Raw genomic sequence first — 26223 nt, 5'->3', positions numbered from 1 at the left:
TTTCACCGGGAACTGGCCGGTGAAAGCAGGGACCTAATCGTCGGTGAGGGTGACGCCAATGCCGCCCACCAGGGTGGCAGCGATGTTGTACAGAACGGCAGACAGCATGGAGAGCGCGGTCAGCAGGACCACGTTCACTACGGCAATAATGGTGGCGAATGATGCCACCTGGCCGAGGCTGGCGACCTTCTTCAGCTCGAAGCCGCCGCCCTCAGAGCCGGCGAGCGTGCCCAGCAGGCTGTCCACCTGGTCGAAGATCCCCGTGAGGTCCAGAACGGTCCACAGGACGATGGCTGCGACCACGGTCACGATTCCCAGCGCTACTGACAGCAGGAATGCCATCTTCAGCACAGACCACGGATCCACCTTGCTGACCAGCAGCCGGGCACGCCTGACCTTGGCCTTTGGTGCCGGCTTCACCAATCCGGGTGTGCCCGCGGCAGGACGCTGGCCCTGTACGGGAGCTCCTTGAGCGGGGCGCTGGCCCGGCTGGCCCTGCACGGGGCGCTGCCCCTGCACGGGACTTCCCGGAGCCGTGCGCGGGGCTGGCTGCCCCGTCGTCGGACGCTCACCCTGGGCAGGGCGCTGGCCGGGAACAGACGGGCGCTGGCCCGGGGCAGCTGCGGGAGCTGCCGGCCGCTGCTGGGGACGAACAGGAGCGTTCACGCGGGGCGCAGCCGAGGGCCGGCTTCCCTCGGGAACAGAAGTGTTCGGCTTGGGAAATGAGTCCGGATTACTCACTCGTTACCTCCGTGTTGTCTTCGTTCGGCTCAGCGTCGCCCGAGGCGTCCTCTGACTCAACGGCCGGTGATTCTTCTGCCACTGCTGACTCTGCGGCTTCCTCCGGGGAACCGCCATCTTCAGCCAACGTTACGTCATCCTCAAGCGATTCCTCGCCCTCAAGACCGCGTTCGCTGTTGCGCGCCACCTCTATGATCCGGTCGTTTTTGTCCGGCTTGGCGAAGATGACGCCCATGGTGTCGCGTCCCTTGGCCGGGACGCCGGCAACCGAAGAACGGACAACCTTGCCGCCTTCCATGACCACCAGGACCTCGTCCTCTTCCTGGACGATCAACGCCCCCACCAGGTCACCGCGTCCTTCGGCCAGCTTGGCTACCTTAATGCCCAGGCCGCCGCGTCCCTGCAGCCGGTATTCCTCAACCGCGGTGCGCTTGGCGTAGCCTCCGTCCGTGACGATGAACACAAACGAGCCGTCGGTCACCACGTTGGCTGCGAGCAGTTCGTCCTCCTCGCGGAACTTCATGCCGGTGACGCCGGAGGTTGCCCGGCCCATGGGGCGAAGGGCGTCTTCGGTGGCCGTGAAGCGGATGGACTGGCCCTTGCGGGACACCAACAGCAGGTCATCGGTTTCCGAAACCAGCTGGGCGGACACGAGTTCATCGCCATCGCGGAGGTTGATCGCGATGACGCCCGCGGAACGGTTGGTGTCATAGTCCTCCAGCCGCGTTTTCTTGACCAGGCCCCGCTTGGTGGCGAGAACCAGGTACGGCGCCTGCTGGTAGTCCTTCAGGTCCAGGACCTGGGCGATGTGCTCGTCCGGCTGGAACGCCATCAGGTTTGCCACGTGCTGGCCCTTGGCGTCGCGGCCGGCTTCCATTAGCTCGTACGCCTTGGCGCGGTACACGCGGCCGAGGTTGGTGAAGAACAGCAGCCAGTGGTGGGTGGTGGTGACGAAGAAGTGTTCCACCACGTCATCGCCGCGGAGCTGGGCACCTTTGATGCCCTTGCCACCGCGCTGCTGGGACCGGTAGTTGTCGCTCCGGGTCCGCTTGACGTAGCCGCCGCGGGTGATGGTGACAACCATCTCCTCTTCGGGGATGAGGTCCTCCATGGACATGTCGCCGTCGTAGCCCATGAGGATTTTGGTTCGCCGGTCATCGCCGTGCTTCGCCACAATCTCGCCAAGCTCGGTGCTGATGATTTCGCGCTGGCGCTGCTCGGAGCTAAGGATCTCGTTGTACTCCGCGATCAGCGCTTCCAGCTCTGAGTGGCGGTCCTGGATCTTCTGACGTTCCAAAGCCGCCAGGCGGCGCAGCTGCATGTCCAGGATGGCCCGTGCCTGCAGCTCGTCGATGTCCAGCAGTTCCATCAGGCCGTCGCGCGCCGCTTCGGTGGTGTTGGAAGCGCGAATAAGGGCGATGACTTCATCGAGCATGTCCAGTGCTTTGAGGAGCGCCCGCAGGATGTGGGCTTCTTCCTCGGCCTTGCGCAACCGGTACCGGGTGCGCCGGGCAATGACATCCATCTGGTGGGTCACCCAGTGCCTGATGAAGGCGTCCAGGCTCAGGGTGCGGGGCACGCCGTCAACAATGGCGAGCATGTTGGCGGAGAAGTTGCTCTGCAGTTCGGTGTGCTTGTAAAGGTTGTTCAGCACCACCTTCGGGACGGCGTCGCGCTTGAGGACGATGACCAGCCGCTGGCCGGTCCGGCCGGACGTTTCATCGCGCAGGTCGGCAATTCCCTGGATCTTGCCGTCCTTGACCAGTTCGGCGATCTTAATGGCGAGGTTGTCCGGGTTCGCCTGGTACGGCAGTTCCGTGACCACGAGGCAGGTGCGTCCCTGCAGCTCCTCCACGTTCACCACGGCCCGCATGGTGACGGAGCCGCGGCCGGTCCGGTAGGCATCCTCGATGCCCTTGTGGCCAAGGATGGTGGCACCGGTGGGGAAATCCGGGCCCTTGACCCGCAGCAGGAGTTCTTCCAGCAGTTCTTCGCGGCTGGCTCCCGGGTTGGCCAGGTACCACTGCACGCCGTCGGCTACTTCGCGGAGGTTGTGCGGCGGGATGTTGGTGGCCATGCCGACGGCGATGCCTGAGGATCCGTTGACCAGGAGGTTGGGGAACCGGGCCGGCAGGATGGTGGGTTCCTGGTTCTTGCCGTCGTAGTTGTCCTGGAAATCGACCGTTTCCTCGTCGATATCCCGGACCATTTCCATGGCGAGCGGCGCCATCTTCGTCTCGGTGTAACGGGGCGCAGCAGCACCGTCATTGCCGGGTGAGCCGAAGTTGCCTTGGCCGAGGGCCAGCGGGTAGCGCATGGTCCAGTCCTGGATGAGGCGGACCAACGCATCGTAGATCGCGGTGTCGCCGTGAGGGTGGTACTGGCCCATGACCTCGCCCACCACACGCGCGCACTTGTTGAACGAGCGCTCGGGGCGGTAGCCGCCGTCGAACATGGCGTAAAGCACGCGGCGGTGAACCGGCTTCAGGCCGTCGCGGACGTCCGGAAGGGCACGGCCCACGATGACGGCCATGGCGTAGTCCAGGTAGGACCGCTGCATTTCCGTCTGCAGGTCCACCTGCTCCACGCGGTCCACCAGCACATCGCCTTCAAGAACGGTGTCCGGGTTCCCGGCCTCGGGGACCGGGTTCTCGGGTGTTTCGTCGCTCATTTTCTATTTCCGTTTCAGGTATATGTCAGCTCTGGAATATGCGAAGGACGTGCGCCTAGATATCCAGGAACCTGACGTCCTTGGCGTTCTGCTGAATGAAGTTACGGCGTGATTCCACGTCCTCACCCATCAATACAGAGAAGATCTGGTCCGCCGCGAGGGCGTCATCCATAGTGACTTGCAGCAGGGTGCGGTGGTCCGGATCCATGGTGGTGTCCCACAGTTCGGTGTAGTCCATCTCGCCAAGGCCCTTGTAACGCTGGATGCCGTTGTCTTTCGGGATGCGGCGTCCGGCTGCCTGGCCGGCGACCAGCTTCGCGTCACGCTCCCTGTCGCTGTAGACGTAGTCGTGGGCGGCGTTGGACCACTTGATCCGGTACAGCGGTGGCTGGGCCAGGTAGACGTAGCCGTTTTCGATCAGCGGGCGCATGTAGCGGAACAGCAGGGTCATCAGCAGGGTGGTGATGTGCTGGCCGTCAACATCGGCATCGGCCATCAGGACGATCTTGTGGTACCGCAGCTTCGAGAGGTCGAAGTCCTCACCGATGCCGGTGCCGAACGCCGTGATCATGGACTGGACCTCTGCGTTGCCCAGTGCCTTGTCCAGGCGGGCGCGCTCCACGTTCAGGATCTTGCCGCGCAACGGCAGGATGGCCTGGGTTTCGGGGTTCCGGCCACGCTTGGCGGAACCGCCTGCCGAGTCACCCTCCACGATGTAGACCTCGCACTTCTCCGGATCCTTTGAGGAGCAGTCGGACAGCTTGCCCGGCATGCCGAAGGATTCGAGGGGGCTCTTGCGGCGCGCGTTGTCCCTGGCCTTGCGGGCAGCCATGCGAGCCTGTGCCGCCGAAATGGCCTTGCGGATCACGTCCCTGGCAGGGCCGGGATTGCGTTCCAGCCAGTCGCCGAGTCCGTCGGTGACAACGCGCTGGACGAAGCCCTTGACCTCGGAGTTGCCGAGCTTGGTCTTGGTCTGCCCTTCGAACTGAGGCTCGGCAAGCTTGACGGAAATGACGGCGGTGAGGCCCTCACGGATGTCATCACCAGTAAGGTTGTCGTCCTTTTCCTTGATGATCCCCTTTTCGCGCGCATAGCGGTTGATCAGGGACGTCATGGCAGCGCGGAAACCCTCTTCGTGCGTACCGCCCTCATGGGTGTTGATGGTGTTCGCATAGGTGTGGACGCTTTCGGAGTAGGCATTGGTCCACTGCATCGCCATCTCCAGGGCGATCCGCCGCTCTTTGTCCTCGGTCTCGAAGGCGATGACGTCCTCGTGGACCACTTCCACCTTCTTGCCGGAGTTCAGGTGTTTGACGTAGTCCAGCAGGCCTTCGTCGTACTGGTAAACCACAGTGCGGTGCTCGGCACTTACTTCGCCTTCCGTGACAACAGCATCAAGGTCAAGGTCGGCGTCGGCGTCGTTATCGCTGGCAGAGGTGCGTTCGTCAGTCAGCGTGATGCGCAGTCCCTTGTTGAGGAACGCCATCTGCTGGAAGCGGGCGCGCAGCGTCTCGAAGTCGAACTCAGTGGTCTCGAAAATCTCGGCGTCCGGGTAGAACGTCTGGGTGGTTCCCGTCAGGTCGGTTTCCTCACCCTTCACCAGGCTGCCCTGGGGCCTGCCGCCGTCGGCGAATGACATCCGCCAGACGTGGCCCTGGCGGCGGACCTCGGTGTCCACCCTGCTGGAGAGGGCGTTAACAACGGAGATACCTACACCGTGCAGGCCGCCGGATACGGCATAGCCGCCGCCGCCGAACTTGCCGCCCGCGTGCAGGATGGTCATGACCACTTCGACAGTTGGTTTGTGTTCGGTGGGGTGCATGTCCACTGGAATGCCACGGCCGTCGTCTACGACCTTCACGCCGCCGTCGGCCTGGAGCACTACTTCAATATGGGTGCAGTAGCCGGCCAGTGCCTCGTCCACGGAGTTGTCCACCACTTCGTAGACCAGGTGGTGGAGTCCGCGGGGCCCGGTGGAGCCGATGTACATGCCCGGGCGCTTCCGCACTGCTTCGAGGCCTTCAAGGACAGTGATGTCGCTGGCGCCGTACTCACGTGGAGTGGCAGCTTCCCCCGGGGTGTCAGGCGTGCGGGCATCCTCGACTGCGGGCTCAGCTGCCAGAATATCTGTATTGTCGTTAGCCACAGGTGCTGTCGACTCCTCTGTTCTCGATGATGGCCGGCTGATTCTTTTCCTCGGTTCCATCAGGAAAGTCATCTGCCAACAGGCACAAACTTATAGCGCCGGTTAGTAGCTGATGGCGGAATCCGAAGTCCGCGTGCTGGAAGCGTGCGGAAAACGGACTCAGTCAACGTTTAACCCGCGCCCAGTTATCTCCAACGATTCTACCGCGAAACGGGCAGTATCCCCGCATTCCAGGGGCGTGGATGGCAGTCGATGTGCCCTTTGCAGGCCGTAGACCGCGCCTTGGGCGCTCCAATGGTCCGGTCTCCGGGTGCCTATACACCCTCCGGCCCTTCCAGGGCGCTACACGCCAATCAGGGGATTTTCAAGAGTTCGACGGCGGGCTATCCGTAGGTGTCCCGGGGTCCCCGGCCGTTGACGGACCTGCCGCCCTTGCGCCAGCTGGGCGCGGAGGGCCCCAAGACCTGGATGCTGGTGACCACTCCATCGCCGAGCTCCACCCGGAATTTCTCCAGCAGGCTCATGCTGAGGAGCCGCAGCTGTGTGGCCCAGGCGGTCGAATCGCACCTGACGTGCAAGGTGGTGCCGGTGAAGCTTTCGGGCGTGCAGTGGGCTGAAATTTCCGGTCCCACCAGCGTGGCCCACTCTGCCATGACAGACCCGACTGCAACAGGCGAGGTCCAGCCACGTTCGGCCACCAGGCGGCCCACTACTTTGCCGAGGCCCAGGGGATCGCGGCCGGTAGCGTGGAACTGGCTGAAACCGCGGGTGTCGCGGATGCCCTTTTTGGCCTTTTGGGATCCGGGGCGCGGCGCGGCACGGCGGATTTCGCCCCGCGCGGCGGCAGCCTCGCGCATTCTGTTCAGTGCAGCCTGGGGTGCGTCGATGTTGTCCGGGGTGCGGCCGTCCGCGTCGTGGCGGGGGGCTTTGCCGCCGGCGCTTTCGTCGTCCCTATTCATCGATACCTCCCGCGATGACCTTCACCCGCCGTCCGGACAGCTCTTCCGGTATATCGGCGTCGACGGCGGCGGTCACCAGGACCTGTTCCGCACCCGAGACTATTGCCGCCAGTTTACGCCGGCGCTGGACGTCCAGCTCGGCAAAAACGTCGTCGAGGATCAGGATGGGGGCTGAGCCTCCGGTTCTGGCATCGTCCAGCATCACATAGTACGAACCGAGCCGCAGTGCCAAGCACATGGACCAGGTTTCTCCGTGGGAGGCATACCCCTTCGCCGGTGCCTGGCCCAGGACCAGCTCCAGTTCATCCCGGTGCGGGCCTACCAGGGAAATGCCCCGTTCCAGTTCTTTTTTGCGCGCTTCGGCAAAGGCACGCACGTACCGTTCGGTTAGCTGATCCACCGTCAGCTGGCGCAGGTCTTCCACGTCGTCCGAAGTACCTGCGGCACTGGTGCCGGCAGTGCGCACCACGGGGGCGCCGTCGTCGTCCATCTGGTTCTGGAGGGTGGCGCGGTAGACGGCGTCAGCAGGCTTTGACCCGTCAGTCAGCTCAGCATAGGCACGGGCAACGTGGGGGCGGAGGCGCTCCACCAGTTCAAGCCGCGCGAACAGCAGCTCAGCGCCGGCCTTGGCCATGTGCTGGTCCCACACGTCCAGCGTTGCCTCGTGGGCGGATGTGAACTTCCCGGCGCGGGCGGATTTCAGCAGGGCGTTGCGTTGTTTCAGCACCCGGTCGTAATCGCTGCGCGTGGCCGCGTGGTGCGGAATGAGGCTGGCGAGCAGCTCATCCAGGAAACGGCGCCGGTTTGAGGGGTCGCCCTTGACCAGTGCCAGGTCTTCCGGGGCAAAGAGCACTGTCTGGCAGATGCCCAGCAGATCGCGGGCACGGACCGGATTACTGCGGTTGATGCGTCCGCGGTTCGCCCGCCCCGCGTTGATTTCCAGCTCCAGGACGGTGGTCTGTCCGCCGCGGACCAGCCTGGCCCGGACCAGCGCGCGGTCAGTACCGAAGCGCAAAAGCGGCCCGTCAGAACTGACCCGGTGGGAGCTCATGGTGGCCAGGTATCCGATGGCCTCCATGAGGTTGGTCTTGCCGATGCCGTTGTAGCCCACCAGAACCGTGACACCCGGGCCCAGGGCAAGGTCGACCTGCGCGTAACTGCGGAAGTCAGTCAGGGAAAGGTGTTCTAGGTACACGCGGTTTTCGGCAATTCTGGGAACGTCGCAGTTCCCGGTGGAGGCTACTTGGCGGGACGGGTTGCGTGTCCGCCGAACTGGTGGCGCAGGGCGGACACCATCTTCATGGCCGGGGAACTGTCCTCGCGGGACTCGAAGCGCGCGAACAGCGCGGCTGTGATGGCCGGCGCGGGAATCGCGTTGGCAATGGCTTCTTCCACAGTCCACCTGCCTTCACCGGAGTCCTCGACGTAATCGTCGATGTTTTGCAGGCCCGGATCCTCATCAAGTGCCTTGACCAGCAGGTCCAGCAGCCACGAACGGACCACCGTGCCCTTTTGCCAGGCCCGGAAAGTGCCTGGCAGGTCAGTGATGATATCCTTGGAGGCGAGCAGCTGGTACCCCTCGGCGTAGGCCTGCATCAGGCCGTACTCGATGCCGTTGTGCACCATCTTGGCGTAGTGGCCTGCGCCGATCCCGCCTACATGGACAAAGCTGTCCTCGCGTTCCCCCTCCGGGCGCAGGGCGTCAAAGACCGGAAGTGCCCGCTCGATGTCGGCTGCGTCGCCGCCGGCCATCAGTCCGTAACCGTTCTGCAGGCCCCATACGCCACCGGATACCCCGCAGTCCGCGAAGCGGATGCCCTTGGCGGCCAGGAGTTCCCCGTGCTTTTGGTCTTCGGTGAAGCGGGAGTTGCCGCCGTCAATGATGAGGTCGCCCTCGTCAAGCTTTTCACTGAGCTCCCTGATGACGGCGTCCGTGATGTCACCGGCGGGAACCATCACCCAAATCAGCCGCGGACTTGGAACAGCGGTGAGGAGTTCATCGATGGAGCCGGCGTCGGTGACGTCCGGATTGCGGTCATACCCGGTGACCTCCACACCGCCCTTGCGCAGGCGTTCGCGCATGTTGAATCCCATTTTGCCAAGGCCGATCAGTCCAATATGCACGGTGGAACCTCTTTCTGCGCTTGCGAAGGTTGGGAGCCGATGGGGACTTGCGAGGCGAGGGTGGCGGTGGGGATTAGTTAGGGAGGCGGACCGGCATCACGAGGTAACGGTAGTCGTCCTGGTCCTCGCCGTCGGCATCTGCCTGGGCGGTGATCATGGCCGGCTTCGGTGCCGTGGTGAAGGAGAAGCGAACGAACTTGGTTTCAATCACGCTCAGGCCTTCCACCAGGTAGTGGGGATTGAAGGCCACCGTGATGTCTTCACCGGAGAGTTGGGCTTCCAGTTCTTCGGAAGCCTGGGCATCTTCGCCGGTACCAGCGTCGAGGTTCAGCAGTCCTTGGGTGAAGGCCAGGCGGACAGGGGTGTTGCGTTCTGCCACCAGGGACACGCGGCGTACTGCCTCAACGAGTTCCTGCGTCTGCACGGTCGCGTGGATCGGGGTTGAATCCGGGAAGAGCGAGCGGATCTTCGGGTAATCACCGTCCACCAGCAGCGAGGTGGTGGTGCGGCCGCCGCTTTCAAAGCCGATCAGGCGGCTGTCGTCATCGGAAAGGGCAAGGTGGATGTCGCCGCTGTTGCCGAGGGTCTTGGCCACCTCGTTCAGCGTTTTTGCCTTGACCAGGGCGCTGGTGGAGATTCCGGGCGTGACCGGCTTCCACGGAACTTCACGCATGGCGAGGCGGTAGCGGTCCGTGGCGAGGAGTGTGATGAGGTCATCCTCGATCTCCATCCGAACGCCAGTAAGGATGGGCAGCGTGTCATCTTTGCTGGCAGCAATGATCACCTGGGAAACGGCCTGGGCAAACGAGTCGCCCGGAACCGTTCCGCTGACGGCCGGCAGTGCCGGAAGCGGCGGGTACTCGGCTTCGGGCATGGTGGCCAGGTGGAAGCTGCTTCGGCGGCAGGTCAGGGTGACTTTGTTGCCATCGGTTTCGACGTCGACGGGAGCCGAGGGGAGGCTGCGGCAAATGTCCGCAAGGAGGCGTCCCGATACCAGGATGGTGCCTTCGTCCCGGATGTCAGCTGCGATTTCGAGACGCGCGGAGGTCTCGTAATCAAAGCTCGAAAGGCTGACCGTGCCTGCTTCAGCCTTCAAGAGGAGGCCGGAGAGGACGGGAACAGGCGGCCGCGGAGACAACGAGCGGGCTGTCCAGGTGACGGCTTCTGCCAGGACGTCCCGATCGACTCTGAACTTCACGGAAGGGTGCCGCCTTTCATTGCTGCTGCGATGGTGTTCGACGAAACTTCCCGCAGGAAGTTCCCAAGGAGTTGCCCTGCACCTGAACTTGCATGGTCCGTGCTGCCTGGACCACGCAGAAACCCAAGGATGGGAGCGCTGCTGACAGCTTAGCCGGAAGATCAGCGATTAACCCATCCCCAGCCGGCAGCGCCAGGTCCCTTTGGGCCGCTGGACCCTTCGTGCGGTGCTGGAGATCGGACTTGTTATTTGAGGGACTTCAAATTTTTGGGATTAGTAGTGTTAATAACTGCTGTGGAAACTGTGGATAACTGCCTCCGCCCGCATGATCCGGCGGTTAAGCCCTGTTCATGGACTGTGGGTGGAGCAGGTTTTAAACAGGGTGTGGATGGGGACAACATTTTTCGCGGTTTTTCGAATCCACAGGCGCCTTAAGGGTTTTAAGCCCATTAACCGCGGTTGTCCCCTTAAGTATCCACAGGCTTATCCACATGTACCTGTTAATAAGGTATAGATGCGCCGCTACGAATCGCGCTGCTGCTGCTTGATCCGGTTGGTCAGCTCTGTCACTTGGTTGTAGATCACACGGCGCTCGGCCATCAGTTCGCGGATCTTCCGGTCCGCGTGGATCACGGTGGTGTGGTCCCGGCCGCCGAGCTCCTGGCCGATCTTGGGAAGCGACATGTCAGTCAGCTCCCGGCACAGGTACATGGCGATCTGCCGTGCGGTGACCAAGGTCCTGGTACGGGACTTGCTGCAGAGCTCCTCCATGCTGAGCTTGAAGTAGTCCGCTGTCTGGGTGAGGATCTGGCTCGATGTAATTTCCTGGGCGCCGTCGTCGGTAATGAGGTCCTTGAGGACCATCTCAGCCAGGGCAACGTCCACGGGCTGCCGGTTGAGGCTGGCGAAGGCAGTAACCCTGATCAGGGCGCCTTCGAGTTCACGGATGTTGCTCGAAATCTTGGATGCGATGTACTCCAGTGCGTCATCCGGAGCGGAGAGGCCTTCGCTGAGGGCCTTCTTCCGAAGGATGGCAATTCGGGTCTCGAGTTCCGGCGGCTGAATGTCCGTCAGCAGGCCCCACTCGAACCGGGACTTCATGCGGTCTTCGAAGCCTGCGAGTAGCTTGGGCGGCTGGTCAGAGGTGATGACCACCTGTTTGTTGTTGTTGTGAAGCGAGTTGAAGGTGTGGAAGAACTCCTCCAGCGTCCGGTCCTTGCCCGCCAGGAACTGAATGTCGTCGATCAGCAGGACGTCCACGTTGCGGTAGGTGGTCTTGAAGCTGGCGCCCTCATCGTCCCGGATGGAGTTGATGAAGTCGTTGGTGAATTCTTCCGAGTTGACGTAACGGACGCGGATGCCGCTGTACAGCCGCCGGGCATAGTGGCCGATTGCGTGGAGCAGGTGCGTCTTTCCCAGGCCGGAGTCGCCGTAGATGAACAGGGGGTTGTAAGCCTTCGCCGGTGCTTCAGCCACTGCGACGGCAGCAGCATGGGCGAAGCGGTTGGAGGAACCGATCACGAAGGTATCGAAGACGTACTTGGGATTCAGCCGGCCGAATTCGTGTGACGTGCTGGGCAGCATGGGCTGCGGCTTTTGCTCAATGAGCTGGTCCGGCGAGAAGGAAGGTTCTACGACGGGTTCGGGCTCTTCGTGGACAGGCACCAGATCGGTGTCCACGTCGATGGCACAGCGGATGTCTTCGGAAAACACGTTGTGCAGTGCGTCGTCCAGCGCGTCCTTGACCTGGGTTTGCAGCACTTCCCGGGTGAGCTCATTGGGAACGGCAACCAGCAGGGTGGAGCCGATCAGGCCCTGCGCCTGGGCGAGAATGACAAAGCCACGCTGCCGCGGTGTGACGCGGTGGTCCTGCTCCAGCAGGGTGACAACCCGCCGCCAGGAACTTCCGACAGTATTGGCGTGGTTGGCTTCGTCTACTGTCATCAATCGGTTCCCTCAAAACTTGCTTTGCCTGCATTGCCTGCAGCCGCAAGTCTTGAACCAGGATGGGTTCAGCTTCATCCACAGGTTTATGCACAGCACGTGGATAATCGGCTACTGGGCCACTCTAGGGGATGAAAAGCCTAGAAGATAGCTGGCAAGAAGCTTGTGGATAATTACACCGTTGTTGTTTGAAAAGTGGCCCTGTGAGCCACTTCATCCACAGGCTGGAAGGGTCACTTGGCCACAACTGTGGATAGCGCCTGCACCCTGCTCCGGTTTGACTCAGGGGCTCAAATTGCCCTAACGTTGTGAAGTCCTTTGTGTCCGCTTTTTGGCCCCATCTGAATCTCCCAGACGCAGTGCGTTTGGGCAGCCGGGGGAAGCGTGCATATACAAAACTTAGCGTCGGCCAGTTCTTCCCCTTTACTGATCGGGTGGGCGCACCTTTGATCCACTGGAGTAACTAACGTGAGCAAGCGGACTTTTCAGCCGAATAACCGCCGTCGAGCCAAGAAGCACGGCTTCCGCCTTCGTATGCGTACCCGTGCCGGCCGCGCCATCCTGGCAGCCCGTCGTGGCAAGGGCCGTACCGAGCTGTCGGCCTAATACTGACTCGTCGGTAGACATTTCTTTGCGAGTTTAAGGTGCTGGCCACCCGCAACCGTTTGAGGACTGCAACCGATTTTTCAACAACTGTACGTTCCGGTGTCCGCAATGGACGCCGGAACGTAGTGTTATATGCGGCAGCCATTGCTGCTGACGAACCCAGCCGGATCGGGTTCATCGTTTCCAAGGGTGTCGGGAACGCTGTGGTCAGGAACCTCGTTAAGAGGAGACTGAGAGAAGCAGGTGCTGCCTCGCTGCGCGAGTATGGTACCGGGTTTGCCATAGTGGTCCGGGCGCTTCCTGCGTCCGCGTCCGCAAGCTGGGATCAGCTGTTGTCGGATTACAACGCCGCCTTGGCAGCGACGATGACCCGGCTGGCTGCCCGCTCTTCACGGGCTGCTGCTAACGGTTCGGCCGGTACAACACAGGAGGGGACACCGCGTGCGTAACGCCACCGCCGTCGTCGTCACCTATGTCCGTCCTGTTGCTGTCGCTGCCGGAAGGTTCCTCTGGAACCTGCCCCGGAACATCCTCATTCTTCTATTGAAGGCTTACCGCAAGGTGATCTCTCCCTTGTATGGCCAGGTCTGCCGTTTTTTTCCTTCATGCTCGGCGTATGCCCTTGAAGCGATTACCGTCCATGGTGCCGTCAAGGGGAGCTGGCTTGCCCTCCGCCGTCTTTGCCGCTGCCATCCATGGAATGCCGGTGGCGTGGACCACGTCCCCGCCGGCCGCCGGGAATGGCCTCTAAGCCAGACCCCCACAATTGTTGTGCTGAACAACCCGGACAAGTACCTGGCTGCTCGGACTGATGGAGAAGGCCGCACGGCGGCCTGACGAATAGGGATAAGTATGGACTTCTTTGAAACAATCATGTTTCCGTTCAAGTGGCTTGTGTCCATCATCATGGTGGGCTTCCATGAGGGCCTGAGCACCATTGGCATGCCTGAGGCCTCCGGCTGGACCTGGACTCTGTCCATCATCGGCCTGGTGCTGGTGATCCGTGCCGCCCTTATTCCTGTGTTCGTGAAGCAGATCAAGGCGCAGCGCGGCATGCAGCTGCTTCAGCCCGACCTGAAGAAGCTCCAGGACAAGTACAAGGGCAAGACTGACCAGCTGTCCCGCCAGGCCATGGCTCAGGAACAGATGGCCATGTACAAGAAGCACGGGACCAACCCGTTCTCCGCGTGCCTCCCGATGCTGATCCAGATGCCCTTCTTCTTCGCACTGTTCACGGTTCTCTCCGGGATCTCCGGAGCCGCCGCCGCAGGGAACGGCATCGGGGCCATGAGCCACGAACAGGTGGTTCAGTTCGATGACTCCACCATCTTCGGTGCCACGCTGTCTGCCTCCCTGCTGCATGGCGGTGACGGAAACCAGACGGCAGTATGGATCCTCTCCATCCTGATGATCCTCGCCATGACCGCCTCGCAGTTCATCACGCAGAAGCAGATCATGGCCAAGAACATGTCCGAAGAAGCCATGGCCAGCCCCTTCATGCGCCAGCAGAAGATGATGCTGTACATCCTGCCCATCGTCTTCGGTGTGGGCGGCATCAACTTCCCCATCGGTGTCCTGATCTACTGGACCACCACCAACCTCTGGACCATGGGCCAGCAGTTCTTTGTTATCCGCCGCATGCCGACGCCGGGATCCCCCGCAGCCAAGGCCCTCGCCGAGCGCCGGGCCGCCAAGGGCCTGCCGGCCCTCTCGATCCTGAGTGGTAAGAAGGACGAGGACGCCGACGCTGCCGCCGCCGCAGCCGTGGCGCAGGCCAAGGGACAGCGCATTCAGCCGCAACGCAAGAACAGGAAGAAGAAGTAATGTCAGCCGAGAGTACCGAACACGCCCTTTCCGAAGAGATCATCGACGATCAGGACGAGTCCGCTGCCCAGGACAGCTCCGCCCCGAAGGCTTCCTCAGCCAGCCGACTGGAGGAAGAAGGGGATGTTGCTGCGGACTACCTCGAGGAACTGCTGGACATCGCGGACATCGACGGTGACATAGACATTGAGGTCCGCAACGGCCGTACCTACATCTCCATCGTTACCGAGGAAGAGTCCGATAGCCTGGACAACCTCGTGGGCGAAGACGGCGAAGTCCTGGAAGCCCTGCAGGAACTGACCCGGCTTTCCGTCCTGTCCGCAACGGAGAACCGCTCCCGCCTGGTGCTGGACATCAACGGCTACCGGCAGGAACGCACTGGCCACCTGCAGAAGATTGCCGAAGATGCAGCCGCTGCTGTGAAGAAAACCGGCCAGGCTGTTGCCCTGGAACCGATGAGTGCCTATGAGCGGAAAATTGTTCACGACGCTGTTGCCGACTTGGGCCTGGTGAGCGAGTCCGAGGGCGAAGGTGCCGGACGCCATATTGTTGTATCCGCAGACTAGAGATTGCGGATTCGCTGATCATGGTTGACATCACGGCAGCTGAGCTTCTGGCAGCTGAAAAGATTTTTGGCGACCGCCTGGATCTCGCCAAGCGCTATGTGGAACACCTCGCCACGTCCGGAACTGAGCGCGGGCTTATCGGCCCGCGGGAGATACCCCGCCTCTGGGGGCGGCACGTCCTCAACTGTGCCGTCATCGAAAGTGAGATCGCCCAGGGAAGCCATGTTGCCGACGTCGGCAGCGGAGCCGGACTGCCGGGCCTTTGCCTCGCGATCGCACGTCCGGACCTGGAGCTCACCCTGATCGAACCGCTGGAGCGCAGGGTCATCTGGCTCCAGGAAGTTGTTGACGATCTGGGCCTGGACAATGTCACGGTGATGAGGACCAGGGCCGAACTTGCGGTTGGCCACGTGGAGGCCGACGTCGTGACGGCCCGGGCGGTATCGGCGCTGAGTAACCTCGCCGGCCTCACCATTCCGCTGCTGGGAGGCCACGGAGAAGTGGTGGCCATCAAGGGCCGCAGTGCGGCTGAGGAAATCGAGAAGGCAGCAAAGGTTATCCGCAAACTGGGGGGCGTTCAGACCTCTGTCATAACGGTTGGCGACAACCTGCTGGAAGAACCCACCACTGTAGTACGCATCGTTGTAAACAAGTCCCAAAAGAAGGCCTAGGGTAGGCCCGGCGGCCACAGTCTGCCGGGGTAAGCAGTTAGGCTAGTCAACGGCAGCAAAAATAGCTGAACGAGAGTGAGTGTGCCCCAGTGACCAGTAGCGAAGCCTCCACGCAACGGATACCGCCGTTCGTGTCATTGGGGTCAGCACGTTCTCTCGCTGGTGCTGTTTCGGCCGCCTCCGGTCTGCTGGGGAATCAACCGCGTCGGGTATCAAACTCCTCTCCGGCGTTGGTTTCACGTGAAACAACTTCTGCGGGTAGGGCGAACATTATCGATGCAATTGATGATTCCAGTCCTATCGCCCGCGAACTGGCGCACGAAACCCGCCGGCGCGAACGGCTTGTCGGACGGCAACTGCCGCGTCCCGAGAAGACGAGGGTCTTTACGGTCTCCAACCAAAAAGGCGGCGTAGGCAAGACCACCACAACAGTGAACATAGCGGCCGCCCTTGCCGCCGCCGGACTGAATGTCCTGGTGATAGACATCGACCCCCAGGGCAACGCCTCAACTGCTTTGGGCATTGAGCACCACGCGGACGTGGACAGTATCTATGACGTCCTGATCAACGACGTTCCCCTGGCCGATGTGGTCGCGCCATGCCCGGACATCGACAACCTCATCTGTGCACCGGCCACAATCCACTTGGCGGGTGCAGAGATTGAGCTCGTGTCGCTCGTGGCCCGCGAGCAGCGGCTGCGGCGAGCGATTGATGTTTACGCAAAGGTTCGAGAGAAGAAGGGCGAACAACGCCTGGACTACATCTTCATTGACTGCCCTCCAAGCCTTGGCCTTCTGACGGTCAACGCCTTCTGTGCAGCAAGTGAAGTCCTGATTCCCATCCAGTGCGAGTACTACGCACTGGAGGGACTGAGCCAGCTGCTCAAAAACATCGAGATGATCCAGAAGCATCTCAACGCCGACCTCGTGGTCTCCACCATCCTCCTGACGATGTACGACGGCCGCACCAACCTTGCCGCCCAGGTCGCCGCCGAGGTCCGCCAACACTTCCCCGAGCAAGTACTGTCTGCGGTTGTGCCGCGCTCGGTTCGTATTTCCGAAGCTCCGAGTTACCAACAAACCGTGATGACCTACGACCCCTCATCCAGTGGAGCCCTGTCCTACCTGGAAGCCGCTGCTGAAATAGCAGAACGCTAAAATCTTCAAGAACTGCAACAACTGGAGTCCGGCACGGCCGGTCTCTACCACTGGAGGGATTTACCCATGAGCGAGAAGCGAAGGGGCTTAGGCCGCGGTCTTGGCGCACTGATTCCAAGTTCCGCCGGTGCGAATGGGGCTGGCAACGGCGCAGCGGTTTCGCGTCCCGTCGATCTCTTCTTTCCCGAGGGACGCAGGAAGACTGCGGAGCCCGAGACGGCTGCGGACCCTTCAGCGGCCGAGGAATCAGCGCCGTCAACTGCGGTTACTACTAGGCCAGCGACCGTAAAGGATTCTGCGGCCAAAGCTACCAGCCCTTCGCGTAAGCCGGCTGCTACGAAATCGTCCACGCGGGCAGCTGAAGCAACCTCTACCTCCAACAACTCAGGCAGCAGTTCTGCAACGAAGACTGCTGCGGGCACCAAGAACGGGCACAAGCCTACGGCCCAAACGGATGCCGAGCAGGCGGTGCCCGCCGACCCGGACGGGCAGGAAGTCCTGGCCGTCGCCGCCGACGATTCCCCCGATTCGTTTGGGACGGACACGGGCGTGGAGCTGGTGCCGGTGCCCGGGGTTCGATTCGCAGAAATTCGCGTTTCTGATATTCATCCAAACCGGAAGCAGCCCCGTGCTGTCTTCGACGAGGACGACATGGCGGAGCTTGTACACTCCGTCCGCGAAATAGGTGTCCTCCAGCCGATTGTGGTCCGGAACTCAACCGAAAACGGTGGAGAACCGTTTGAGCTTGTTATGGGTGAACGGCGCTGGCGTGCAGTACAGGCCGCCGGCATGGAAACTATCCCCGCAATCGTCCGGGACACAACCGACGACGACCTCCTGCGGGATGCGCTGCTGGAAAACCTCCACCGGAGCCAGCTGAACCCCTTGGAAGAAGCGGCGGCCTATCAGCAGCTGCTCGAAGACTTCGGTACCACCCACGAACAGCTGGCAGACCGGATCGGCCGTTCCCGTCCCCAAGTTTCCAATACCCTGCGGCTCCTGAAGCTGCCCCCGTTGGTCCAACGGCGCGTGGCAGCAGGAGTGCTGTCGGCGGGCCATGCGCGTGCGCTCCTGGCGCTTCCTGACGCCGCCGCCATGGAACGTTTGGCACAGCGGATTGTGGCTGAAGGGATGTCTGTACGCGCCACGGAAGAAGCCGTGGCGATGTACCAGGACCCGGCCAAACCTGCTAAGAACAACATTCCCCGTCCCGGCGCGCGACACGAGCGCTTGGACTATCTGGCTTCATCGCTCTCCGACCGCCTGGACACCAACGTAAAGATCTCGCTTGGGGTCCGCAAGGGCCGGGTCAGCATCGAATTTGCCAGCGTCGAAGATCTTAACCGCATCATGGATGTGCTCGCGCCAGGGGCAGAGAACTAGTTACCGTGCGCGCGGCTTTGTGATTGCTGTCCTTATAGCGCTTCGTTCCGCAGTAGAAGTAATTTGTGCTTCTCAAGACAAAGGGCTAGAGGCCTTCTTGCTTTGTGCCGTGAATTCCGGCGTGCGGTTGATTCTTTTGTGATGTGCTAAGTGGGGGGCCGAACTATAGGCCGATTGCAGGCGCCAAGGACGCGGCCTTAGCTCTAATCGCCGCAATCCCTCGGTCGGACAGCTATCTCCGTTACCCGACGGTTGCTGTCTGCAAAAGCTCGCACAAATGCGCGGCTTTTCCCGGGCATCTGTTTCACGTGAAACGTCTCTACCCTTAATGGATAGCCATGTGCGTCCCTGTATGGACTTATCTCGCTTACCGTGCCTACCACGGCAGGGCGTATAGACGATCACCCCCTGTGGCCCGTTCTAGCACTCAAGGGCCCTTTTGATAACAGGCGCGCGGTGATGCTCCTAATTCTGTAGCGCAAAGTCTGCAGGCTATATGGAAAGTCGTATGCCTTGTTGCCGACCAAAGCATCATTACGTTTTAGGGGCCCCTTCCTGGAAGTGCAGGGTATGTCGGACCGCCCCTGCGGCTCATGGTGCGGTCCTGGCGCTCACTCTCGGTGCAGGTATTTCTCCTCCGTTGTCTTACTACGAAGGAAATTGAGCTGGCTTCACCTTAGTTAGCTGCGGACAGCAGCGTAAAGAGCCGTCCGACCGACCAAAATTGTCACCACTCGCGACTCGAATAGCTGCGCTAAGGTTCGCTGCACTGTTTCACGTGAAACGATGTGAGCACCGGGGGAACAACTATAGGCTGCGCAACATTTGCCGCGTAGACGCTTACGCCGTAGGCCGCGACATTTGGACGAGCGGTGAAACGAGCTCTCGTCTGGAAGCTCGCCGGTGGGAGCACGTATCCAATCCCCGGCCACCCACAGCTCCTCCTACTGGGCCGTGCGCACGTCGCAAGTCGGAAACTTCGCGGCTTTCCTGGTACCAGAAGGAAGAACGTACTACGGAATCCTGCCACCGGTAAAGGAGCGCAAGCAGGTAGCTATCACGACAACTCTTGCTGGTACCCGGACGAATCACATTTTGCCCGCAACGGACAACATCGATGCGGGCGAACTCGCTTAAAGACTACTGCGGAAGGGAAAAGGATGAGCCCATCCTGGGCAAGTCAGTCTCCGCCGGGGTAATCGACCGTCTCCTTGGCACTTCCAGTCTTTACGTGTTGGTGCAAAGGAATCTGCAGCAGCTGCGTCCATATGCATATCCTTCCGTGCCCGATGAAGTCCCCTCGTCTGTTCGAAAAGGATATGGTGAGAGCGGCTACTAGCCCGACTCTTTGGCACAGCCCGTGCCATGGTGATACGCAGGAAAACTCAGAATCCAGCTGATTCAACCTGGGATCGGCACACGTGAGCGCCCAATGAGTCGTTGGTAGGTGCCGTTTCGGTAGTCGACCGTAGACGCTCGTCCTGTGAATCGAGGAGCCCACTCTTAGTCCTCCTCGTGGTGCGACGACTGTCTGAGTTGCGGGAGGAGCTGCAGCACTGTTTCACGTGAAACAGCTCCGGGCCATGTCGGTGGTTGAACAAAGTTTCCATCAGACAGGAGGAGCATAGTCAATAATTCTCCGGTGTCGCGTCATGGGAGCGCCTTCCTAAAGGGGGTGCAAGAATCCGCCAGAGTTTCCGCTCCCCGTCTCGGTGATGTAGGCGGTCACGCGGTGGGACGCAGTAGGTAGTGTTGCAACCGCGCGCTGAAGGCAGGTTAGGTGGTCGGCCTACTGCCCTGCATGTCGCGCCGGACACTTTGGCCTCGTGCCTATCCCCGGACTCAGCTCATGGACCGCTTGCCTCTCCCGAGGAGGACGGTCAGGACACCGTGTGCTACCAGAAGACCTGCCCTTCCTGGTTCCCGCCAAGATACCCATAGCGCAAGCCAAGATGCGGCGAAAGGGCATTCCCATGCCCCCTGCGACTGAGACCGGCGCTGATCTTCAGCCCTACCGTGAGGACCGGACAGGACTTGTAGCCGGGGCGGTGCCCGAACTGGCTTTTTGTCTACAGCCCTAGGATCTGCAGACTGGCAATCATCAACATGCTTTGGCCATAGATGTCCTGCTGCACGTCGACTGAGAGGTGGCGGGGAACACGGCTCGTACGGTGGATACCGTTGTGGATAACCTTGTGGATACGCCGGTGGCTCGTTGTGGATATTTTGTGGCAGCGCCACGGGAATTGCTCGTCGGTGCTGCGGCTTTGCGTGCTTCCGGGTTGCACTGTCGCTGAGGGTGTTTCACGTGAAACGGCCCGGGGTGATGAAGGTGCGGGAAGCAGGTCCCATATTGATCGAAATCAACCCCAAAGTATCGCAAAGCCGCAGCCAAGCGCCCTCGAGGCGCCTGCCAGCCGCATGCGGGCGCACCAGTTACGACAAGAAGCGCGACGACTCTGATGATGGGGTCGCAAAAGGACGGGACAAGTCTGCTGTGGATCGACAGCTGGGCTGTGGATAATGCTGGGGATAACGAATCAGCACGGCTGTGGATATCGTTGGGGATAACAGCTGGTCCTGTGCAGTTGCGCAGAGCAAGTGAGCGCTCTTGGGCGTCATCATCCGTCGCTGATCGCACTGACATCTGAAGCAGGTCGGGTAAGGAGCGCTGGTGTACTGCGGGCTGCCGTGGCGCGTGCCCACCCTGGAGTGTAGCGCTGTCGTCGAAGATGCATATTTGCCGCGGCACCGGCTATGATCTGGTTGGTTGCGCGGGCGTGGTGCAGGGCACGTAAGACCTGACGCGCCAACGGGAAAGTTGGGGAGAGCAGTGGGCGCGTCCGCAGTTGCCCTGGTCGCGCATGGATCACCAGTCGGGGACTTCAGGTTCACAAGTGCGAGAGACGCAAAGTAGGCGTGTTCGATGTCGAGCGATACCGCGTTCATGGAGCATGCACGTGCTGTCAGACCTCGAGGTGACTGGCGTTCTATTCCAGCTTGCTTAGCGCGATTGTCGCACCAGGCCGCTACGGAAGTCATTGCAATGGGTTAAGGGGACACATCGGCGATAAGTCGAAGAGACCGCCGGCTCCTACTTTAGCTATCGCTTTATCCGTGCCGGAGGGGTAGCGCTTGCCCGGAGTCCTTCTAGACCATTGGCAACGGCGGCAATAGCGGACCGGTTGGATGGGGATGCGCACTCCACTGCTTGTTTCACGTGAAACACCTCTTCCCTGACTTGCGGAATTTCAGTTGGTCTTTTCGTGGCCTGGAATAGATGTAGCGCGCTCCTCGTATGGCTGCTGTCGACTGGAAGTTCCGGGCCCCCCTTCCGGGGTTCGCTGCTGGCGGGTTTGTGACTACCTGCGACGGCCTCAAGGCGAGCGTCGGTAGCGGCGTCGCCGCAGGGAGGTGCCCACCTCGAGCACATCCGCTGTTTCACGTGAAACAGCGGAGGTCTATCGCGGTCACCCTGCCCGCGCATCATCGGCGCGAATTTGGTCCAGGCAAACTATTGAGACGGCCCCCCAATCACAACGCATCGCCGCCCTACCAGGCTTTTCGACGCTCTTTACTCGACAACGGGTGGTAGCCTAGTCGACCTCAATGAACCGCATCAGCCGGCTCTGAAACTTAGCGGGCTGATAGGAAGATTGGCGCGCCCAGGGGTGGGGACGGTCTGGCTGATGCTTAGCTGCGTGCGGCCCGATGGTTGGATGGTTAGGAGCGGGAATGATTGTCATATTCCACATGTGGTCAGGATCAATGGATCGCGTCCTCGCACTCAGAGTTGGTGTGCCCAATAGGAACGCCCGGTGTTGCTGTAACCCCCCCATCTTGATGATTGAGAGCACCGTGCTGGTAGGGCACTACGATGCTGGGACGCACCTCAAGTGCTGTGCCCGGTATCCCTGCAGGACCCTGCTGGAGTGTTGCCATTTTCCTACTACCGACCGTCGTTCAATCGGGCCCCTACCCTCGGCTTGAGATGCGGTGGTGCATCAACCGACTCCTTGGTTAGGGGCGTTGGTCGCGTACTGGTCCCTTTTCGTCTCAGCCGGAACTATGTTTTCGTCGCTACCGGCGCAGGCTTTGCCCATACCTCGTATCGTTGCGGTGCTGTCGCCTCCCCATAACGCTGGGGACCGTCCAAATTTTCGAACCGTAGCGTCTAAAAACTGCCGGTCCTCCCGCACGGCGTAAAGCCCATAGTTCTACCCTTTCTGTGTTAACCCACCTTCAGGACGAACCGTGCGGGAGTTGTTTTCCGTTAGCCCGCCTGAATCCTGCCTTTTGCAGGGAGGGAATGTGTCTGGGGCTGTCGCAGTTACTGGCGGCCCATTCAAGGTAGGTGCGCTTTTCTTCTGACGCAGCTCAAATAGCGCCGAATACCAAGGCGCCTCCCGCGCAGTCGCAGATCCATTGCATGGTCGTCCGTTTCACGTGAAACGTTAGGAGCAGAAGGCAGCAGAGGTCGTCCTTGTGATGTCGTACTGCGCATATCCGCGCGGCCCTTGGCCGCATCGCCGTCCATGGTAGCCATACGGACAAAGACTACAGCCGGGCAAGAGCCTTCGAGATGCCGTGCAAAAGGTCCGAGATTACCAACGGCGACAACTTGGGGCAGTACGGCCAAATCCTTGGAGGAAGACTAGAGAGCGCGACGAGCCTGGAGGAGGGGAGGAGTGGCATGTCAATGTGCATCACCTTGGCAAAAATTTCGACTGGTGACGTGGCCGTATTCGGGACTTCGGGCGATGTCGTTTCGATTCCCTCATCGTCTTCGTGCAGTCTCCACACGGGCCCGGCGTTTCACGTGAAACAGATTCACCACGATCACTACTGTACGCGGATTGCGTCTCAACCCCGGGATCACAACCGTTAATATTGTTCCTCTTGTTCGTCTCGATACACTCCAACTTTGCCCGGGCATCGCCTTGGGACGCTGGGGGTCGCGTCCGCAGCGAGACAACGGAGAAGTCCTGGTACAGACGTGGAGCCAAAAAAGAAGTGGCCACCGCTCTCATGAGCGGTGACCACTTCTTTACTTACAGGGCAAGAGCCCCGGGATAACGAACTACGAAAGGACGTCCGCGAATTCCTTCTCAAAGAACTGTTTCGGCTTTGCTCCGATAACCGTGCTCTTCACTTCCCCGCCCTGGAACAGGTAAACAGCTGGAATCGAGGTGATACCGTACTGTGCGGCAATACCGGGGTTGTCATCCACATTCAGCTTCACAACATCAACCTTTTCGCTGTACTCGACGGAGATCTCGTCAAGGATCGGGCCCAGCTTGCGGCAGGGACCGCACCATTCCGCCCAGAAGTCCACGATAACCGGCTTATCCGAGGATAGAACATCCGTACCGAAGCTGGCGTCAGTTACGTCTTTTGCATTGCTCATAGTTTTATCTCTCTCTTCGTAGCGCTTAGGGTCTTAGGCTTGCAGGTCTGCGAGGTAGTGTTCGACGTCAATAGCGGCAACACAGCCGGAACCGGACGCTGTGATCGCCTGCCGGTAAGTGGGGTCGATGACGTCGCCGGCTGCGAACACGCCTGACAGGCTGGTCTTGGAACTCCGGCCTTCGACGGCAATAGTTCCCTCCGGCGTCAGGTCCAGGACTCCCTTAACGAGATCAGTCCGGGGGTCGTTGCCAATGGCGACGAATACGCCCGTAACCGCAAGATCAGAAATGGAACCGTCCACAAGGTTCTTCACCTTCAAGCCGGTGACCTTCTGGTCTCCAACCACGTCGTCCACAGTGCTGTTCCAGATGAACTTGATCTTCTCGTGGGCCAGTGCGCGGTCAGCCATAATCTTCGAAGCCTTCAAAGAATCGCGGCGGTGGACAACCGTCACCGATTTCGCGAACTTAGTAAGGAACAGCGCCTCTTCCATGGCAGAGTCTCCCCCACCGATGACCGCAATGTCCTGGTCCTTGAAAAAGAAACCATCGCAGGTTGCACACCAGCTGACACCGTGGCCTGAAAGCCGCTTCTCATTCGGGAGGCCGAGTTCCCGGTAGGCGGAGCCGGTGGAGAGGATCACTGCCTTTGCCTGGAAGCTTTCGCCGGTGGCGATGGTGACAGTCTTGACAGGTCCTTCGAGCTGGAGCGACGTAACGTCCTCGAACTGAATCTCGGTGCCGAAGCGCGCCGCCTGCTTCTCGAAGCTTTCCATCAGGTCCGGCCCCATGATGCCTTCCGGGAAGCCTGGGTAGTTCTCGACATCGGTGGTGTTCATCAGTTCACCGCCGGCAGTGACAGAACCTGCCAGCAACAGAGGCTTCAGGTTGGCGCGGGCAGTATAGACAGCTGCCGTGTAACCAGCCGGGCCGGAGCCGACGATGATGACATCACGTACTTCTGACGTGGTGTTTTCTGTGATGGTCACTGAACGGTGAACCTCTTCCTTATTTGACGCGCCCCGCTTTGGAGGCCGGCCACATGGCACAACTGATACTGCAGGCTGAATATTCCGACCCAGGGCACGGTGGATTACCGCGGACGGCAGTAAGCGAACTCCGCGAGACGCTCTTTCCAGATTACCGTTCCATGGCAAACCCGCGCACAGTAAGGATTACGGCCCAACCAGTTCTGCGGAACCGGTGCAGGGGCAGTGGGGTTACTGGACCTTGATCTCCGCCAACCGGAGGCCGTAGCCATAGCGCGTCTTCGGGGCAGCCAGCCGGGGAAGGGAGTTGATGGACACAATAACGTACTGGGCCTGTACCGGCTCCGCGAGGGGCATATTGAGATCGGTTGATGTAAAGCTGTTTGTCCCGACTGCCTTCGCTCCGTCCAAAGACGGCTGATCGTTGGTGTACACCGTGATGTTTCCACCTGAACCGCCCAGCTGCGAAAGCGTTACTGAGGAAACCGTTGCCGGGTTCTCAAGCTTCACCACCAGCGGCACGCCCTGGGCGGCCAGTCCTCCCCAGTTTTCCGAGGCGAATTCCATGTCCGACCAGTAGCTGGCTGCGTTACCGTCGTATGCCCTCACCAGGTCACCGTCAAAGGTGGCGGCAAAATCGAAGTTACCCTGCCGGCTGACGCTTTCAATGGCCGGCGGGACAGCGGGCGGGGCCGAGGTAGGCGCCTGCGTTGGCGCGGCAGAGCCTGCGGGAGCCCCATTGGCGGTGGCAGGAGCTGAGGGGTTGGCCTGCGGCTCCAAGGAAAACAGGCTGCCGAGCTTGGTCACGGCGAAAACAAGCCCAGCAATCAGAACCACGGCGAGCAGCCCGCCCACCAGCCAGCGCATGGACCGCGGTTCACGTGCCGGTGCATCCCGGTTGTCGTCGTTATAGTCGTCCTGCTCAGCGTAAGAGGGGCCAACAGGCGCCGCAGCGGCAGCCGGCCGCGCAAACACGGGGGACTTCTTCTTGGCCGGATTTTCATCTCTAACCGGAGAGTCTTCGTACCGGTCCTGGTCTCCGGCGCTGGCGTAATCATCCTCGGACCAAAGGGACACCTTCGGCTTCCCGCTGCCGGTCGACTCCGGCTGATTCCTCGGGTTGGAGGCGAAGCTGGCCGTTGCCGGATCCTCAGCGGGCCGCGTCGAGGGGCCGGCTGGGCGAGCTGAAGAATGGGACGCCGCAGCCCCCGCCGCAGCCCCGGCCGCGCCGCCCAGAGCTGCTCCGCCGATTGGGGATGCACCGGACGGCTTACGGCCCGCGGGTGCATTCGTCGGCCGGACAGGAGGCCTCGGCGGCACTGCGGGTGCAGCACGGAAAGGATCAACCTGGCTGGGGTGTGCATCGCCGTAGTTGATGTAGCCGGCGTCTACGTGATCTTCGTCGTCGTAGGGCTCAGGCTCATGGGACCGCGGCTGCCCAAAGATTTCACTTCCGAGCGTGTCCGTGAAGAACGGCTCCACATAGGGAGGGTTGGAAGCTACCACAAGATCCAGCAGGTCCGCTGCAGACGTGTGGTTGGTGATGAGGTAGGTGGCGGCCTCGGTCACGCCGAGGTCCAGAACCTGAACGGTGCCGGGGCGTTCACCCGTTGCAACCTCGCGCGCGCTTTGCGCAACCTGCTCCGTGTTCTCTGGTCCGGCAACCAGGATGCTGACAGGGCGATTAAGCACCTGGTCCACACCATCCAGCACCAGATCGTGGTCGTGCGAGGCCAATACAGTGGCTGTCACCTTGTAACGGCCGCCCAGTACTGATCCGACATCGATCGGGTTGGACACGTGTTCCTCCTAGACTGTCCGGTATTGCCGGGATGG

At 61.1% G+C, this 26223-nt stretch carries 19 protein-coding genes; 8 read left to right on the top strand and 11 right to left on the bottom strand.

Translation table 11 applies throughout. The annotated features are described in order from the left end of the window. Positions 1–33: 33 nt before the first annotated feature. From AC5RV1_RS10920 to dnaA, 8 genes are all read right to left on the bottom strand, one after another. The gene (locus tag AC5RV1_RS10920; protein ID WP_493945573.1) at positions 34–741 is read right to left on the bottom strand and encodes a DUF3566 domain-containing protein; all 708 of its coding nucleotides are present in this window, start codon (positions 739–741) and stop codon (positions 34–36) included. Next, the gene (gyrA, locus tag AC5RV1_RS10915; protein ID WP_493994528.1) at positions 734–3412 is read right to left on the bottom strand and encodes a DNA gyrase subunit A; all 2679 of its coding nucleotides are present in this window, start codon (positions 3410–3412) and stop codon (positions 734–736) included. Before gyrA ends, AC5RV1_RS10920 begins: the two co-directional genes overlap by 8 nt. A gap of 55 nt (positions 3413–3467) precedes the next feature. After that, positions 3468–5558 (bottom strand): DNA topoisomerase (ATP-hydrolyzing) subunit B, encoded by a 2091-nt coding sequence (gene gyrB / locus AC5RV1_RS10910; protein WP_493994527.1) that lies wholly within the window; start codon positions 5556–5558, stop codon positions 3468–3470. A gap of 383 nt (positions 5559–5941) precedes the next feature. Continuing rightward, a complete protein-coding gene (locus tag AC5RV1_RS10905) occupies positions 5942–6517 on the bottom strand; it encodes a DciA family protein (protein ID WP_256247194.1) in 576 nt (191 codons plus the stop codon). Continuing rightward, entirely contained in the window at positions 6510–7712 is a 1203-nt protein-coding gene (gene recF / locus AC5RV1_RS10900; RefSeq protein WP_493945571.1) for a DNA replication/repair protein RecF, read from the bottom strand. The genes AC5RV1_RS10905 and recF overlap by 8 nt, the downstream gene beginning before the upstream one ends. 44 nt (positions 7713–7756) lie before the next feature. Next, positions 7757–8641 (bottom strand): phosphogluconate dehydrogenase (NAD(+)-dependent, decarboxylating), encoded by an 885-nt coding sequence (gene gnd, locus AC5RV1_RS10895; RefSeq protein ID WP_256247196.1) that lies wholly within the window; start codon positions 8639–8641, stop codon positions 7757–7759. A gap of 73 nt (positions 8642–8714) precedes the next feature. Further along, a complete protein-coding gene (gene dnaN / locus AC5RV1_RS10890) occupies positions 8715–9839 on the bottom strand; it encodes a DNA polymerase III subunit beta (RefSeq protein WP_493945570.1) in 1125 nt (374 codons plus the stop codon). A 522-nt stretch (positions 9840–10361) separates the two neighbouring features. Then, a complete protein-coding gene (gene dnaA / locus AC5RV1_RS10885; protein ID WP_163164975.1) occupies positions 10362–11783 on the bottom strand; it encodes a chromosomal replication initiator protein DnaA in 1422 nt (473 codons plus the stop codon). A gap of 468 nt (positions 11784–12251) precedes the next feature. Between dnaA and rpmH the strand changes: the two genes are divergently transcribed. The 8 genes from rpmH to AC5RV1_RS10845 all read left to right on the top strand — a co-directional run bounded on the left by rpmH (position 12252) and on the right by AC5RV1_RS10845 (position 17990). Then, the gene (rpmH, locus tag AC5RV1_RS10880) at positions 12252–12389 is read left to right on the top strand and encodes a 50S ribosomal protein L34 (RefSeq protein WP_003800212.1); all 138 of its coding nucleotides are present in this window, start codon (positions 12252–12254) and stop codon (positions 12387–12389) included. A gap of 38 nt (positions 12390–12427) precedes the next feature. Next, the gene (rnpA, locus tag AC5RV1_RS10875) at positions 12428–12838 is read left to right on the top strand and encodes a ribonuclease P protein component (RefSeq protein ID WP_493945569.1); all 411 of its coding nucleotides are present in this window, start codon (positions 12428–12430) and stop codon (positions 12836–12838) included. Beyond that, positions 12831–13226, top strand: a complete 396-nt coding sequence (gene yidD / locus AC5RV1_RS10870; RefSeq protein WP_493994526.1) for a membrane protein insertion efficiency factor YidD — start codon at positions 12831–12833, stop codon at positions 13224–13226. Before rnpA ends, yidD begins: the two co-directional genes overlap by 8 nt. A 15-nt stretch (positions 13227–13241) precedes the next feature. Beyond that, positions 13242–14213, top strand: a complete 972-nt coding sequence (gene yidC / locus AC5RV1_RS10865; protein WP_493945567.1) for a membrane protein insertase YidC — start codon at positions 13242–13244, stop codon at positions 14211–14213. Beyond that, positions 14213–14779, top strand: a complete 567-nt coding sequence (locus tag AC5RV1_RS10860; protein ID WP_163164981.1) for a Jag family protein — start codon at positions 14213–14215, stop codon at positions 14777–14779. The genes yidC and AC5RV1_RS10860 overlap by 1 nt, the downstream gene beginning before the upstream one ends. Positions 14780–14799: 20 nt before the next feature. Then, on the top strand, positions 14800–15450 hold the full coding sequence (rsmG, locus tag AC5RV1_RS10855; RefSeq protein ID WP_163164983.1) for a 16S rRNA (guanine(527)-N(7))-methyltransferase RsmG: 651 nt from the start codon (positions 14800–14802) through the stop codon (positions 15448–15450). Between the two features lie 89 nt (positions 15451–15539). Continuing rightward, on the top strand, positions 15540–16607 hold the full coding sequence (locus tag AC5RV1_RS10850; RefSeq protein WP_493994525.1) for a ParA family protein: 1068 nt from the start codon (positions 15540–15542) through the stop codon (positions 16605–16607). Positions 16608–16673: 66 nt separating this feature from the next. Continuing rightward, positions 16674–17990, top strand: coding sequence for a ParB/RepB/Spo0J family partition protein (locus tag AC5RV1_RS10845; RefSeq protein ID WP_493994524.1), 1317 nt, complete (start codon positions 16674–16676; stop codon positions 17988–17990). 5080 nt (positions 17991–23070) lie between these two features. Here the strand turns inward: AC5RV1_RS10845 and trxA are convergent. The 3 genes from trxA to AC5RV1_RS10830 form a co-directional block, all read right to left on the bottom strand. Beyond that, positions 23071–23397 carry a thioredoxin gene (gene trxA, locus AC5RV1_RS10840; RefSeq protein WP_493945563.1) on the bottom strand — a complete coding sequence of 109 codons (327 nt, stop codon included), beginning with the start codon at positions 23395–23397 and terminating at the stop codon, positions 23071–23073. Positions 23398–23430: 33 nt separating this feature from the next. Continuing rightward, positions 23431–24387: a thioredoxin-disulfide reductase gene (trxB, locus tag AC5RV1_RS10835; protein WP_493945562.1), complete on the bottom strand. Its 957-nt coding sequence runs from the start codon at positions 24385–24387 to the stop codon at positions 23431–23433. A 231-nt stretch (positions 24388–24618) separates the two neighbouring features. Then, positions 24619–26187 (bottom strand): ABC transporter substrate-binding protein, encoded by a 1569-nt coding sequence (locus AC5RV1_RS10830; RefSeq protein WP_493994523.1) that lies wholly within the window; start codon positions 26185–26187, stop codon positions 24619–24621. Positions 26188–26223 lie beyond the last annotated feature (36 nt).

Source organism: Arthrobacter sp. Hb9-2 (assembly GCF_059091165.1).
The sequence above is the reverse complement of the archived record's forward strand: the minus strand, read 5'-3'. Positions and strand labels throughout refer to the sequence as shown.

Coding starts and splice junctions, on each gene's coding strand:
- gyrA (WP_493994528.1), bottom strand. CDS start 3,412: ATGAGCGACGAAACACCCGAGAACCCGGTCCCCGAGGCCGGGAACCCG.
- AC5RV1_RS10905 (WP_256247194.1), bottom strand. CDS start 6,517: ATGAATAGGGACGACGAAAGCGCCGGCGGCAAAGCCCCCCGCCACGAC.
- dnaA (WP_163164975.1), bottom strand. CDS start 11,783: ATGACAGTAGACGAAGCCAACCACGCCAATACTGTCGGAAGTTCCTGG.
- yidC (WP_493945567.1), top strand. CDS start 13,242: ATGGACTTCTTTGAAACAATCATGTTTCCGTTCAAGTGGCTTGTGTCC.
- AC5RV1_RS10860 (WP_163164981.1), top strand. CDS start 14,213: ATGTCAGCCGAGAGTACCGAACACGCCCTTTCCGAAGAGATCATCGAC.
- rsmG (WP_163164983.1), top strand. CDS start 14,800: ATGGTTGACATCACGGCAGCTGAGCTTCTGGCAGCTGAAAAGATTTTT.
- AC5RV1_RS10845 (WP_493994524.1), top strand. CDS start 16,674: ATGAGCGAGAAGCGAAGGGGCTTAGGCCGCGGTCTTGGCGCACTGATT.
- trxA (WP_493945563.1), bottom strand. CDS start 23,397: ATGAGCAATGCAAAAGACGTAACTGACGCCAGCTTCGGTACGGATGTT.